Here is a 13668-nt window from a genome sequence, read left to right as displayed (position 1 = left end):
ATGACGTTTGATCCGCAACATTCCCGCACTCATTCTGATGGTACGCCTCGATCAACGTCTTCTCCTCTGGCTACGGAAGATGCGGTGCAAGTTCTGGTTGCTGAGAGCCTTGATGCGCTCGCTGTCGTTGATACAGAAGGTGTGATCCGTCTGGTGAATGCGGCAACTGAAGCGCTCTTTGGGCGTTCGGCGATGAATCTGCTTGGGCACGAGTTTGGCTTTCCGTTGGTGAATGCGCAGATCGGTGATCTGACGATCGTTCGCCCCGATCAGAGCGTTGCGTTCATCAACCTCGAGATGACTGAAATTGCCTGGTATGGTGAACCAGCCTATCTCGTGAGTATGATTGATGTGACCTTCGAGCGCCGCAGCGAACAGTTGCTGATCGAGTCGCAGCAACTGTTCCATCAGGCGCTTGATAGTATGGCCGCCGGGGTCGTGATGATCAATACCGAGGGTGTGATTATTGCGGCCAATCATGCATGGCAGGGCTTTCTTGCTATCCATAACTTTCCCCCAGAGTATGGCAAGATTGGAACCAATTATCTGCGTCTGGCCAAACGCCTGATAGCAGCAAGTGAGCCGCCTTCCCCGACGATTCTGGAGGGGCTACGTGCCGTGCTGGCGGGTCAGCGATCCCATTACCAGAGCGAATATGCGCTGATGATGGATCAGGGACCGCGCTGGTTTGCCATGAATGTGCTTGCATGTCGTGAGGGCCATAAGATCTGTGCGATTGTGACCCACGATGAGACAACCAGAAAGCATCAGCGCGACGATCTCGAGATCGATAGCCGCCAAACCCTCGAGTTGATTGCCCGTCAGCGTAGCCTCGAGGCGGTGGTCGCACGTATTTTGTTGATGACCCAGAATAGGCATCCTGATAGCATCTATGTTGCGTTGCTAGTGCCTGACGCCGATGTGTTTCGCTCGCTCCCCAGCGAGATGCTCCTCCCCGATGAACTCGCGATCCTTGATCGCTGGGCCAAGGGGTATGCGCTGTCTGCCAATGATGCTAATGGTAATGCACTGGCTATTCAGGCCATTGATATGGCGGGCGCCGAGGTCCCTTGGCCGACACTCTGCCCTTTGCTGTCGGCTCGGCATATGGTGATGGTCTGGCGCGCGCCAGTGCGGGCCGGGGCGCTCGGTGTGGTGGCTCAGTTGATCTGTTGTCGTCGTGTGGCGATCGCACCGAATGCCGATGATCTGGTCTTTATGGAACTTGTCGGACAGTTGCTGGCAATTGCGATTGAGCAGCACGAGCATACCCGTCAGCTTGCGTATCAATCGTATCATGATCCGCTCACCGGTCTTCCCAATCGCCTGCTCTTTGAGGATCGTTTGCATCTGGCCCTTGAAATTGCCCGCCGTTCGGGGAATTTGATGGCGGTGATGATGCTCGATCTTGATCGCTTCAAGCAGATCAATGATACGCTCGGCCATACCGTCGGCGACACCCTCTTGATCCAGTTGGCACGCCGCTTTGAGGGCTGTGTGCGGACAACCGATACGCTGGCACGTCGTGGTGGTGATGAGTTTATGCTCGTCTTGCCCGATGTCAGCGGCGCACCGCAGGTGACTCGCGTCGCTCGCCGTCTTCACGATGCCCTGCGCACGCCGTTTGTGATTAGTCAGCAGGAACTCTTTGTCAGTGCGAGCATTGGGGCTAGCCTCTATCCGCACGATGGCGAAGATGCTGATGCGCTGCAACGTAGTGCCGAAGCAGCGATGTATCGCGCCAAAAGCACCCTCCGCAATAGTTTTCAGTTTTTTGATGCGACGGTCAACACCGCTGCGCTCGCTCGCCTACAGCTTGAAACGCATTTGCGTCGAGCCATCGAACGGGGTGAGTTGAGCTTGCATTATCAGGCCAAGGTGGATCGCGAACGCCATGTGATTGGCGCTGAGTCGTTGTTGCGCTGGCAGCATCCTGATCTGGGCCAGATTCCTCCCACACGGTTTATTCCCCTTGCCGAAGAGATTGGCTTGATTGTGCCAATTGGTGAGTGGTGTCTCCGTGAGCTTTGTCGCCAGATCCGGGTGTGGGATGCAGCGGGCCTGCCTGCCGTGCGCATTGCGGTCAATGTGTCGGCGTTGCAATTCTCGCAGCAGGATTTCATTCCCACCTTGACCCAGATCCTTGCCGAAACAAAGGTCGAGGCGGAGCGGATCGAGATTGAGTTGACCGAGAGTATGTTGATGGGCAATGTTGAAGCGGTGACCCGTCAGTTGAGTAGCCTCTGTAGCCTCGGGTTGAGTCTGGCGATTGATGATTTTGGCACGGGCTTTTCGTCACTGGCCTATCTGCAACGCTTGCCGATCAGTGTCCTTAAGATTGATCGTTCATTTGTGAGTAAAATCGGATTTGAAAACGATAGCAGTGAGCGCGGAATTGTCAATGCAATCATTACCCTTGCACATCATTTGAGTATGCAGGTTGTTGCCGAAGGGGTCGAAACCACGACGCAGTATGAGTTTTTGCACGACATGGGCTGCGATTTCTTCCAGGGCTATCTTTTCAGCAAACCAATCCCTCCTGAACAATTTGCCGAGGTCTTGCGTACCGGGATGGCAGCGCTTTGAGCGATAGGTTGCTTGACGCAACGGCTCCACGGTCATTCCGAACGGAGCCGTAGGCGCAGTGAGGAATCTGCACTGATCGTCATGGAAGACCCCTCACGTTCGTTCGGGGTGACAAGGGCGGGCCTGGGCAACACCCTGGTTGCTCACAGCATCACTGGCCCGTGGGCCACTTGGTACTCAGCATGACATGGCTGCACGCATGTCAGAAAACTTACTTCACACACTCCTGAGGACGGTCTGCCGATGCAACACACGCTTATTCTGGGGCTTGGCAATCCGATGATGTCTGATGATGGTCTCGGCAGCCGCGCATGCCAGCAGTTGCAGCGCTGGTATGGTACACTGCCCGACGTGGTGGTCTTTGACGGCGAGACGCTTGGGTTGCACCTGTTGCCGCAGCTTGTCGGGGTGGCGAATCTCTTGATGGTCGATGCCGTGGTGACTGATGATCCGCCTGGGAGCCTGGTGCGACTTGAAGGCGAGGCCATCACGGCTGGCATGGCTCGTCAACTCTCGCTGCATCACGTTGGTCTCGCCGAATTGCTCGCCCTGGGTAGCCTCGTAGGCCCGATGCCGTCGCGCTGGGTGCTCTGGGGCATGGTGCCTGAACGGCTTGAGCTTGGTACCGAGTTGAGTGCAACGGTTGCCGCTCGTTTGCCCGCGCTGCTCGACGCAGTGGCCGCCGAGTTGCAGGGATGGGGCCTTGCCAGGCAGGATCGCGATGCATGAATTGTCAGTGACCGAGCATATTTTGCGTGTAGCGCTTCAGGCGGCTGATGACCGACGTATCCTCGCGATTGATCTGGTCGTTGGGAGCCTGAGTAGTTTTGTTGATGACTCGGTGCAGTTCTATTTTGAGATTATGAGCCGTGATACACCCGCCGCAGGGGCGCTGCTTCGCTTCCGCCGGGTTTCCGCCCAGGCAACCTGTCTCGCCTGCCAGGTCGTCACGCCGGTTGATCCACCCTTGCCGTTCGCCTGTCCTGTCTGTGGCTCATCACAACTGCGTGTCAGCGGTGGCACCGAGTTTTACCTCGCGAGCATCGAAGTCGAAGAATCGTAACGCAGTGTTGCCAAGTCACAATCTTGTCACCTGGATTATCGGCTACAGTTGAGCAACAACAGGAGGTACGCCAATGAAGGTGAATGTTGTTCAGGCGATTTTGAGTGACAATGATGCCGTCGCCACCGAGAATCGCGCTGCCTTTGATGCGGCAGGTCTCTTTGCGGTGAATGTGATGGCTTCGCCGGGGGCCGGCAAAACTGCTTTGATCCTGGCAACGGCGGAACGTCTGCCTGTCGGCGTGGGCCTTGGGGTGATTGAGGGCGATCTGGCTTCGTCGCTTGATGCCGAGACAATCGCGGCACGAGGTTTGCCGGTGGTGCAGATCAATACCGGCGGCGGCTGTCATCTCGATGCACCAATGATCCGCACGGCGCTGCCCCATCTCGATCTCTCCAGTCTGCGGCTTTTGATGGTGGAAAATGTGGGCAATCTGGTCTGTCCGGCCAATTTCAAGCTGGGCACCCATGCCAATGTGGTGGTTGCCAGTGCGCCTGAGGGCCACGATAAGCCGTATAAGTATCCGGGCATGTTTGCGGCTGCGGATGTGGTACTGTTGAATAAAGCCGATCTCTGCCCCGTCTTTGACTTTGATCTTGAGTTCTTTCGCTGTGGCGTGCAGATGGTGAATCCCGATGCTCCGATCTTCGCGATTTCGTGTCGTACTGGCGCGGGCCTTGCGCAGTGGATCGATTGGCTTGTGAGTCGGGTCTAGAGCTATGGAGAGAGCAAGCTTGAGCAATGAAGCTCACGGTGAGGAACGGCTGATCCGGCTCCGTCTCGCCATCCACGGGGCGGTGCAGGGGGTTGGCTTCCGGCCTTTCGTGTATCGCTGTGCGTTAGAGGCGAAGCTCACGGGGTGGGTGTTCAATGGGCCTGATGGGGTAGTGATCGAGGTTGAGGGTCGGCGTGCGTCGCTTGAGACTTTTCATACGCGCATCCTCAACGAGCATCCCCGGGTCGCCCGTATTCTTGCTGCGTCAGTTGATTGGCTTGAGCCAGTCGGTTTTCACGGGTTTCAGATCCGCGAGAGTGATGCCGAGGGCTTGCTTTCGGTGCAGGTCTTGCCGGATCTGGCGACCTGCCCGCAGTGTCGCTCCGAGGTGCGCGATCCCGCCAATCGCCGCTACCGTTATCCCTTGACCAATTGCACCCAGTGCGGCCCGCGCTTTAGCATTATCGAGCAGTTGCCCTATGATCGCCCGTCTACAACCATGCGGTCGTTTGAACTCTGCCCGGCCTGCCGTGCTGAGTATGAAGATCCGGCGAACCGGCGTTTCCATGCGCAGCCAAATGCCTGTCATGTCTGTGGGCCACAGCTTGCCCTCTGGCGGATGCCTGATGGCGAAGGGGGTGCAGAATCTGCGCCCTCTGCGCCAGATCGTCACAATGGCGCCTGTATGCCAACAAGCGCGACCGTGCTGGCTGAGGGTGACGCCGCCCTGCGCGGGGCGATCGCGGCGATCCTGGCGGGCCAGATTGTCGGAGTCAAGGGGCTCGGCGGGTTTCAACTGATCTGTGATGCGCGCAACGAACAAGCCGTGGCGCGTCTGCGGGCGCGCAAACAGCGCCCGACCAAGCCGCTGGCATTGATGGTGCGCGATCTGGCGATGGCCGAGACGTTGTGTCTGGTGCCCCAGGAAGCGGCGGATCTGCTGACCTCGCCGGAAGCGCCGATTGTGCTGCTGCGACGGCGTGACGAGGCCGGGGTTGCGCCAGGGATTGCCCCAGGCAATCCGTACCTCGGTCTGATGTTGCCCACGACGCCACTCCATCATCTGTTGCTTGATGCGCTCGAGGCACCAGTCGTGGCGACGAGTGGCAACCTGACCGACGAACCAATTGCGATTGATGAATACGAAGCGTTGCAACGCCTGACTGGCATTGCCGATTGGCTGCTTGTTCACAATCGCCCGCTTGTCCGCCCGGCTGATGATAGTGTTGCGATGCTTCTTGGTGGCGAGCCGCGCCTCTTGCGCCGTGCGCGCGGCTATGCGCCAGCGCCGGTTATCCTTCAGCACCCGGCCCCATCGATCCTCGCACTGGGGGCACAACTCAAGAATACCATCGCGCTGAGTGTTGGACGACAGGTGCTGCTGAGTCAGCATCTCGGTGATCTCGCAACCCCTGAAGCACGCACGGTCTTTGGGCAGGTGGTCGCCGATCTGATGCGCCTCTATGCCGCCACGCCGACGGCAATCGTCCACGATCTCCATCCTGACTACTTTACGACCACGTTTGTGCAGCGTAGGGGCGATGGAGTGTTGCCAGAGAGCGCTCAAGTGCTGAGCGTCCAGCATCACCATGCGCACCTGGCCTCGTGTATGACCGAGCATCAGGTAGAGGGGTTGGCGCTGGGGATCATCTGGGACGGGACTGGCTACGGGTTAGATGGCACGATCTGGGGCGGCGAGTTCCTCTATGGCAATGTGGCCTACTCGCAGCGTGTGGCGCATCTGCGGCCCTTTCTGTTGCCTGGGGGCGATGCCGCGATCCGCGAACCACGGCGCACGGCATTGGCGCTGCTCTATGCGATTGATGGAGTTCAGGCGATGGAGTGGGACGATCTTGCCCCGTTGCAAACTTTTACCGCTCACGAGCGGGTGGTCTTCTCGCGGATGTTCCAGACGGGCGCGCAGTGTGTGCCAACTAGTAGTGCGGGACGACTCTTTGATGGGGTGGCGTCGTTGCTCGGTCTCTGCCAGAAGGTGACGTTTGAAGGTGAGGCGGCGATGATGCTTGAGTATGTCGCCGATCCCTATGAAACCGTGAGTTACCCGTTTATGCTGGTTGGTTCTTCCCTCGATTGGCGGCCCACGTTGATTGCGCTGCTGGCGGATCTGCGGCGTGGCGTCGCGATTGAACGGATCAGTGCGCGCTTCCACAATGCGATGGTGTCGAGCATGGTGGCCGTTGCGCGGATGATTAATCCGCCGGTGATTGTGCTGAGTGGGGGCTGTTTCCAAAACCGTCTTTTGGCCGAGCGTGCCGTTGCCGTGCTGGGTGCCTGTGGGATGCGGACACTTTTGCATCGCCAGGTGCCACCGAATGATGGCGGGATCAGCCTGGGGCAACTGGCTGCTGCTGCCGCACGCATCGAAGGCTATACGCTGACCGAAGTTGTTCGGATCGCACGGTCGTATACCTTTGTCCCTGGAATGGAGTAGGCGTATGTGTCTTGGTGTACCTGGCAAAGTGATTGCCGTTGAACCAGAACGCGATGGCATTGTGATGGGCCGCGTGAATTTTGGCGGGATCGTCAAGTCGGTTTGTCTCGCCTATACGCCCGAGGTGCAGGTGGGCCAGTATGTGATCGTGCATGTCGGGTTTGCCCTGAGCATTGTTGATGAAGAAGAGGCCGCCAGGGTTTTTGAGTATCTGCGCGAGATGAATGAACTTGATGAGTTGGCCCTCAAACAACCGGAGTAAGCCATGCGTTTTGTTGATGAATATCGCGGTGAAGCCGAGGCGCAGCAGTTGCTCGAGGCGCTTACCCGTCTGGTGACGCGCCCGTGGACGCTGATGGAGATCTGCGGTGGTCAGACGCATACGCTGGTCAAGGCGGGTATTGATCGGTTGTTGCCGTCGTCAATTGAGCTTGTCCACGGTCCTGGTTGCCCAGTTTGTGTGACCCCGCTCGAGTTGATCGATCGGGCGTTGGCGATTGCGGCGCGCCCCGAGGTGATCTTTACCTCGTTTGGCGATATGCTCCGGGTGCCTGGGTCAGCGCGTGACCTGCTCAGTGTCAAAGCTGCTGGCGGCGATGTCCGCATTGTCTATTCGCCGCTCGATGCGGTCAAGCTTGCGCAACAGCATCCTGATCGCCAGGTCGTCTTTTTTGCGGTCGGGTTTGAGACGACGGCACCGGCCAATGCAATGGCGGTTCACATGGCTCACCGGCTGGGCCTGCCCAACTTCTCGATCCTCTCGGCGCATGTATTGGTGCCCCCGGCGATGGAGGCGATCCTTGGTGCGCCGAGCAATCGTGTGCAGGGCTTTCTTGCGGCGGGTCACGTCTGCGCGGTGATGGGCTATCACGAGTATCTGCCGCTCGCCGAGCGCTATCGCGTCCCGCTTGTCGTCACCGGCTTCGAGCCGCTTGATCTGCTGCAGGGCATCTATATGACGGTTGCGATGCTGGAAAAGGGCATCTGGGGCGTCGAGAACCAGTATGCGCGGGCGGTGACGCCCGAAGGCAATCGCCATGCCCAACGCTTGATGGCCGAGGTTTTTGAAGTGCGCTCACGGCAGTGGCGGGGCATTGGCATGATTCCGCAGAGCGGCCTCGGTCTGCGGCCTGCTTTTGCGGGCTATGATGCCGAAGTGCGCTTCAACGTGCAGGCGATTGAAGCGGTCGAGTCACCACTCTGCATTGCTGGCAAGATTATGCAGGGTCATGCGCGCCCGTGTGATTGCAGTGCGTTTGGCACAACCTGCACCCCCGAGCACCCGCTCGGCGCACCGATGGTCTCGTCGGAAGGGGCGTGTGCGGCCTATTTTCACTATGCAAGTGTGGAGTAACAAGCGTGGCATTTGAAGCAGTCTGTCCAATTCCGCTCAGCCAGTATCCAACCGTGACGATGGGGCATGGCGGCGGCGGGCGGTTGACGCAGATGCTGATCGAGCAACTGATTCAGCCTGCGTTGACCAATCCGAGCCTGGATCGCTTGCATGACGGGGCGCAGTTGGAGGTAGGTGGTGCGCGAGTCGCCTTTTCGACCGACTCGTATGTGATCAGTCCGCTCTTCTTTCCTGGCGGCGACATCGGCTCACTGGCGGTGCATGGCACGGTGAACGACCTTGCGATGTGTGGAGCGCAGCCGCTCGCCCTTTCGGTCGGGATGATCATTGAAGAGGGCCTGCCGATGGAGACGCTGTGGCGGGTGGTACAAAGCATTCGTGATGCGGCGGGTGCCGTTGGGGTGCCGATTGTGACTGGCGATACCAAGGTGGTTGATCGGGGCAAGGGCGACGGCATCTTCCTCAACACGACGGGCCTCGGCCTGATCCCGCAGGGCATCCAGATCGACCCGCAACGCGCCGAGCCAGGCGATGTTGTGATCATCAGTGGCCCGCTTGCCAATCACGGCATTGCGATTATGTCGGTACGCGAAGGTCTCGCATTCGAGACCGCGCTCGAGAGCGACTCGGCCCCCCTGCACACCCTGGTCGCCGATCTGCTCGCAGTGGCTGGGTCGGCAGTGCATGTCTTGCGCGACCCAACGCGAGGCGGCGTCGCCTCGGCGCTCAACGAGATCGCGCAGGCGGCGCGGGTTGGCATCCTGCTTGAAGAGAAGAAGCTTCCCCTTGATGAAGCGGTGCGTGGTGCCTGTGAAATCCTCGGGCTTGATCCGCTCTATGTCGCCAACGAAGGCAAATGCCTGGTGATTGTTGCGGCAGATTACGCCACCCTGGCCCTCGAAGCCATGCGTCGGCACCCGCTGGGAGTGCAGGCGGCCATGATTGGCCAGGTGACGAGCGAGCATCCAGGCAGCGTCGTGATGCGTTCGCGGATCGGCGGCATGCGCAGTGTTGATATGTTGAGCGGCGAACAATTGCCACGCATCTGTTGAGCGTCATTCGTAGGATGATTTGACGCAAAGGCGCAAAGGCGCAAAGCTGCGCATGCAGCTAGCTCAAAACCCTTTGCGTCTTTGCGTCAAACTGGCCCTAATATACTTCGGCGTTCCCGCCAAAGAAGAGCACCTGAGGCAACTCACGTGCGTGTTCGATCCAGCCTTTGACCACCTTGGGTGTGGGCGAGCGTTTAAGCAAGCCCAGTTCTGTATTGGCCTGTTTCAACTGGGGCAACAGATCATCGGCATTGCGGAAGGCCAGATCAGGCACCGTCGTGACGCCTGCGGCAGTGAGCAGCGTCGCATTGGTCCACGACACGCCATTTACCCGTTCGAGATCCATCAAATAGAGCGCTTTGAGCAGTTGAACCTGATCAATGCCCGCAGTCGCCGCGATCTCATCGCGGCCCTCGGGTTGCGCACCGCGTTCGAGCAGAGCGACATTGGTCATGATATCGAGGCTATTCAATTTCTTGACCAGCTCAGGATCGAGGCTCGCAATCGAACCAAGCTTCGTCATAAAGCTCACGGCCCCATCTGTCTTGACTGCCTCGCCCTCACTGATCTTCTTATCCGACATGCAAGAACCTCCTAATGTTTTGCCATACGTCACGTCACACTGATCTATTATACCAACTTCATGGCGACTCGTTGAAGAGATTGAGTTCAGGGCCGCAGGCTCCCCAGACTCGCCCTGATCGGGCGTTCTAAGCGGGCCGCCGACCCGCTTAGAACGCCCGATCAGGGCACAACACATACCACCACCAGTTATGTTGCACCCCATCGGTCGCACCGGCGACACGGGGTAGATGATCGAGCCACCAGAGATGATGCAAGCGCATATCGCCGTTGCCCCAGTCTTGCGCATTCATCATCCGTGGTGCGCCACTGAGGTCAGGGAAGTTGTACCAGGTATCGGCACGCGACAGCACCGGGCGAGCATTGCCCCACTCGTAATCACGGGTGCTATTGGGGGCAAAATGAACATTGCCACACTCGGCGCGTCCAGGGTGGCGCACTTCGTGACGAATATAGCGCTCCCAGAGGTTGCGTTCGCCCTGATGGTTACGGTAGACGTGGCTCATGATCGACTCGACCCGATGGCCGAAATTTTCGAGCATGCAGTCAACACCGCGTTCATAATTGAAGCCCATAATGATGAAGCGTCGTGGGCAGAGATCGGGTGACGCCAGCGGCGGCGAGTTGCACCAGATCGCCCCGGCCCCGACCATCTGGCTTTCGTAATAGCCAGCATAGGGAAAGCCCATCAGCCAGACTTCGTCAATGGCACCACTGAGCACTTTGCGCTTGAGATCGAACGTCGCGATCAGGCGCTCATAGTCAACCGCATCGGGCTGATGAAAGCTCTGCTGGTGAGCCATACAGCGGAGGTAGGTTGCATCGTCATAGACAAACCCATCACGTTTGACGGGATAGCCATCAACGACCTGATGTTCGACAATGTCGTAGCGTGCGATGCCACCTGAGACCGTGCGCAGATCAGCGGCGTACTGTTGCGCAAGCGCAAGGGGATTGGGCCACTTAAAATGCTCATAGAGGCGTTGCCCGCCGCGGGCTTCGAGGATTGGCGCGTGGGTGATCAGGCTGACCCGCAGCGTGATTGGTTCCACGGTTGCTGGTGTGCCCTGGAGCACGCCCTGGTCGTGGCGTTGATCCTGTTTACGTGAGCCAAAGAGCCAGTCGAACATCACAGATCTCGCATTGCGACAGCATAGGCCTGTTCAGCGATCAGCACGAGGCGATCCCAGCTATACTCGGTTGCCGCGATCTGCGCATTATCGGCAAGGCGCATGCGCAGGATCTCGTCATCGATCAGGCGTAGCGTTGCTGCGGCGAGGGCAGCAGGATTGCCAGGCGGCACCAGTAAGCCACTCGTCTCGTGGATCAGCATATTGCGGGCCTCACCGACATCACTAGCGACGACCGCGAGGCCAAAGCCCATCAGTTCAAGCAACTTGGCCGAGCAGCGCGCCCGATTGATCAGCGTATCACGTGTTGGCACAAGCGCAATGGCGGCCTCGGCAATCACCTCAGGGATGAGGGCGGGATCGAGCCAGCCGCGATAGTCAAGCATCGAGGCAAAGCCAGCGCGGTTAGCCCAGGCGAGCAATTCCTGTTCTTCCCCGTTCTCGCCCCGCCCAATCACAATCAAGCGTACGCCAGGCCGTGCGGTATAGATCGTCACCAGGGCTGCCACCAGTTCGTGCAGATCGATTTCCCAGAAGCGCGTATAGAGCAGCAGAGTGGGGTAGGGTTGATAGGCAGGCAACAAGTCTGGTTCATCAAGGGGAAAGAGGGGCAGGTGGTCGTGCCACTCGTCTGCCTCATCATGATCAAAGAGAGCGGGCTCAATGCCATTGGGCAAATAGAAGACACGCTCGGGCGGCACCCCCATCGACCAGACGAGGCTTTCGAGGGTACGGCTCGCGACCGTCACGGCTGCGGCGCGGCGGGGCAAATCGCGTTCTTGCCAGGCAAAGAGCCAGCGAGCGCTCGAAGGATAGGGCAGCAGTTCATTCCAACCCCCCCAGCCTTCCCAGTCATCGCTATCGACCACCAGGGGCACCCGGGGTGAGAGCGCACGGGAAGCGAGGGCCGCGAGACCGCTATAGCCCTTGGGTTTACAGAGGTGCAACAGGTGCGGATGGCTATCAAGCGCGATCCGCAACAACGAGGCACTCTGTTCAAGAATCGTGACGGCACCAGGCGACGTTGGCAGGGGTGTATGGATAACCGTTACACCATCAAGCACCACCCGTGTCCCGGCATCTTCGGGATTATGCACGGGTGGTGCGACAAGCGTAACCACGTGTCCACGCCGCACGAGTGCGCGTGCGAGTGGCAACATCCGCGCCAGCAAGGTTCCTTTGGGGCGCACCCCGAATGGGGCGAGCATCGCAATACGCACGTTTGACTAACCCTTGCGGCCTTCCTGAATAACCGCCATCATACGATCCACATTGGTCTCTTTGACGCGAGGGCGGCTCTGGTCAACGCCGCGACTCGCCTCGTGAGCATCAAGGATCTTCCAATCGGCATACGTAATATAATGCACACCGTGGCTTTCGAGGATCTTCTCGACGGCACCATCACCGGGTGCCGGGGTGAGCGTTGGCAAATCCTCGATCATCATGGCCACCGTCGCGGCGGCATCGGGCTTATTCGTCCCGATGATGCCCGAAGGCCCACGTTTGGCCCAACCGACCACATATTCACCAGGGACAACCTCATCGCTGCGCGTGCGCACCACGCGCCCGGCGACATTGGGGATTGTACCGCTCATTTCATCAAAAGGCACCCCGGGCAACCTGACGCCACGATAGCCTACCGAGCGCAGGATCATGCCACAAGCGAGCGTCTCATACTCACCGGTGCCCCGAGGCCGCTGCGTACCATCGGCGGCCTGCACCAGCTTATTGCGTTCAATTTTGACCCCGACCACCTTGCCATCTTCGCCGAGAACCTCGACGGGTGAGGCGAGGAAGCGCATCACAATGCGTTTTGGTGCGCCTGTTGCGCCACGAGCAGCATAGGCACGCAGCATAGCAACATTTTTGGTGGCGGTCTTATCTTCGGCCAGACTCTGCTCACTGAGCGGATCGAGTTCGAGGTCAGCGGGATCGACAATCACATCAACATCCGCCAATTCACCAAACTCCTTCAACTCAGGATTAGTAAAGGCAGCCTGAGCGGGACCACGTCGACCAAGCACGACGACTTCACGCACCTGGCTTTTGCGCAGCACGCCAATCGCATAATCGGCCATGTCGGTCTTGGCGAGTTCATCGGGATTGCTGGCCAGAATCCGGGTCACATCCATGGCAACATTGCCATTGCCCACCACCACCACCCGCTCGTGGCTCAGATCAAAATGGCGATCGCTATAATCGGGATGGCCGTTATACCAACCAACAAAGATCGTCGCGGGTAAACTACCGAGAAACTCCTCGCCGGGCACGCCCATCTTGCGGTCAGACTGAGCCCCAACCGCGTAGATGATCTGATCGTAATGATTCTTCAGATCCTGATGGGAGAGATCGCGGCCAAACATGACATTCCCAAAATAGCGCACATTGGGCAACGCAGCGAGTTTGTCATAGATGCGGGTCACGGCCTTGATCGACTGATGATCAGGTGCAACCCCCTCGCGCACCAGGCCATACGGGGTCGGCAGGCGATTGATAAAATCAATCTGGCAGACGAGCTCTTTCTGCTTAAGCAGCGCTTCTGCGGCATAAAAACCAGCAGGACCGGCACCGACAATCGCGACCCGAAGCGGACGTTCCACAGTTCCGAGTTGTACACTCACGGTAAGGCTCCTTCGGCAGGCCATTCGACCGGTGGAGTCGTAAGACAGAAAAGCGAGGTAGATCACCCCTACGGACGCATTCATGCAAAACGTATATAGGCTTGCTCTTGTTC

Annotated in this window: 12 protein-coding genes; 8 read left to right on the top strand and 4 right to left on the bottom strand. The window is 58.6% G+C overall.

All coding sequences use genetic code 11. The features are described from left to right. Window positions 1–84 precede the first annotated feature (84 nt). The 8 genes from EYB53_RS11975 (at window position 85) to hypE (ending at window position 9222) form a co-directional block, all read left to right on the top strand. Window positions 85–2586, top strand: coding sequence for a sensor domain-containing protein (locus EYB53_RS11975; RefSeq protein ID WP_167857366.1), 2502 nt, complete (start codon window positions 85–87; stop codon window positions 2584–2586). Window positions 2587–2829: 243 nt separating this feature from the next. Further along, window positions 2830–3315, top strand: a complete 486-nt coding sequence (locus EYB53_RS11970; protein ID WP_135478414.1) for a HyaD/HybD family hydrogenase maturation endopeptidase — start codon at window positions 2830–2832, stop codon at window positions 3313–3315. Continuing rightward, entirely contained in the window at window positions 3308–3649 is a 342-nt protein-coding gene (locus tag EYB53_RS11965) for a hydrogenase maturation nickel metallochaperone HypA/HybF (protein WP_135478413.1), read from the top strand. Before EYB53_RS11970 ends, EYB53_RS11965 begins: the two co-directional genes overlap by 8 nt. A 73-nt stretch (window positions 3650–3722) precedes the next feature. Further along, window positions 3723–4364, top strand: coding sequence for a hydrogenase nickel incorporation protein HypB (hypB, locus tag EYB53_RS11960; protein WP_135478412.1), 642 nt, complete (start codon window positions 3723–3725; stop codon window positions 4362–4364). A 19-nt stretch (window positions 4365–4383) separates the two neighbouring features. After that, the gene (gene hypF, locus EYB53_RS11955) at window positions 4384–6816 is read left to right on the top strand and encodes a carbamoyltransferase HypF (protein WP_254151039.1); all 2433 of its coding nucleotides are present in this window, start codon (window positions 4384–4386) and stop codon (window positions 6814–6816) included. Window positions 6817–6820: 4 nt separating this feature from the next. Continuing rightward, window positions 6821–7078, top strand: a complete 258-nt coding sequence (locus tag EYB53_RS11950; RefSeq protein WP_129673045.1) for a HypC/HybG/HupF family hydrogenase formation chaperone — start codon at window positions 6821–6823, stop codon at window positions 7076–7078. 3 nt (window positions 7079–7081) lie between these two features. Beyond that, window positions 7082–8170 (top strand): hydrogenase formation protein HypD, encoded by a 1089-nt coding sequence (gene hypD, locus EYB53_RS11945; RefSeq protein ID WP_135478410.1) that lies wholly within the window; start codon window positions 7082–7084, stop codon window positions 8168–8170. A 5-nt stretch (window positions 8171–8175) separates the two neighbouring features. Next, window positions 8176–9222, top strand: a complete 1047-nt coding sequence (gene hypE / locus EYB53_RS11940) for a hydrogenase expression/formation protein HypE (RefSeq protein ID WP_371879105.1) — start codon at window positions 8176–8178, stop codon at window positions 9220–9222. Between the two features lie 97 nt (window positions 9223–9319). Here hypE and EYB53_RS11935 read toward each other — a convergent pair whose 3' ends face one another. The 4 genes from EYB53_RS11935 to EYB53_RS11920 all read right to left on the bottom strand — a co-directional run bounded on the left by EYB53_RS11935 (window position 9320) and on the right by EYB53_RS11920 (window position 13555). After that, the gene (locus EYB53_RS11935; protein ID WP_167857365.1) at window positions 9320–9805 is read right to left on the bottom strand and encodes a DUF4332 domain-containing protein; all 486 of its coding nucleotides are present in this window, start codon (window positions 9803–9805) and stop codon (window positions 9320–9322) included. 148 nt (window positions 9806–9953) lie between these two features. Continuing rightward, window positions 9954–10934, bottom strand: a complete 981-nt coding sequence (locus tag EYB53_RS11930; protein ID WP_135478465.1) for a hypothetical protein — start codon at window positions 10932–10934, stop codon at window positions 9954–9956. Further along, entirely contained in the window at window positions 10934–12154 is a 1221-nt protein-coding gene (locus EYB53_RS11925) for a glycosyltransferase family 4 protein (protein ID WP_135478408.1), read from the bottom strand. The genes EYB53_RS11930 and EYB53_RS11925 overlap by 1 nt, the downstream gene beginning before the upstream one ends. A 6-nt stretch (window positions 12155–12160) precedes the next feature. Further along, the gene (locus tag EYB53_RS11920; RefSeq protein WP_135478407.1) at window positions 12161–13555 is read right to left on the bottom strand and encodes an FAD-dependent oxidoreductase; all 1395 of its coding nucleotides are present in this window, start codon (window positions 13553–13555) and stop codon (window positions 12161–12163) included. Window positions 13556–13668: the final 113 nt, after the last annotated feature.

The sequence above is a fragment of the Candidatus Chloroploca mongolica genome, from assembly GCF_004762035.2.
Classification (GTDB): Bacteria; Chloroflexota; Chloroflexia; order Chloroflexales; family Chloroflexaceae; genus Chloroploca; species Chloroploca mongolica.
This window is presented reverse-complemented; position numbering and strand designations above follow the sequence as displayed.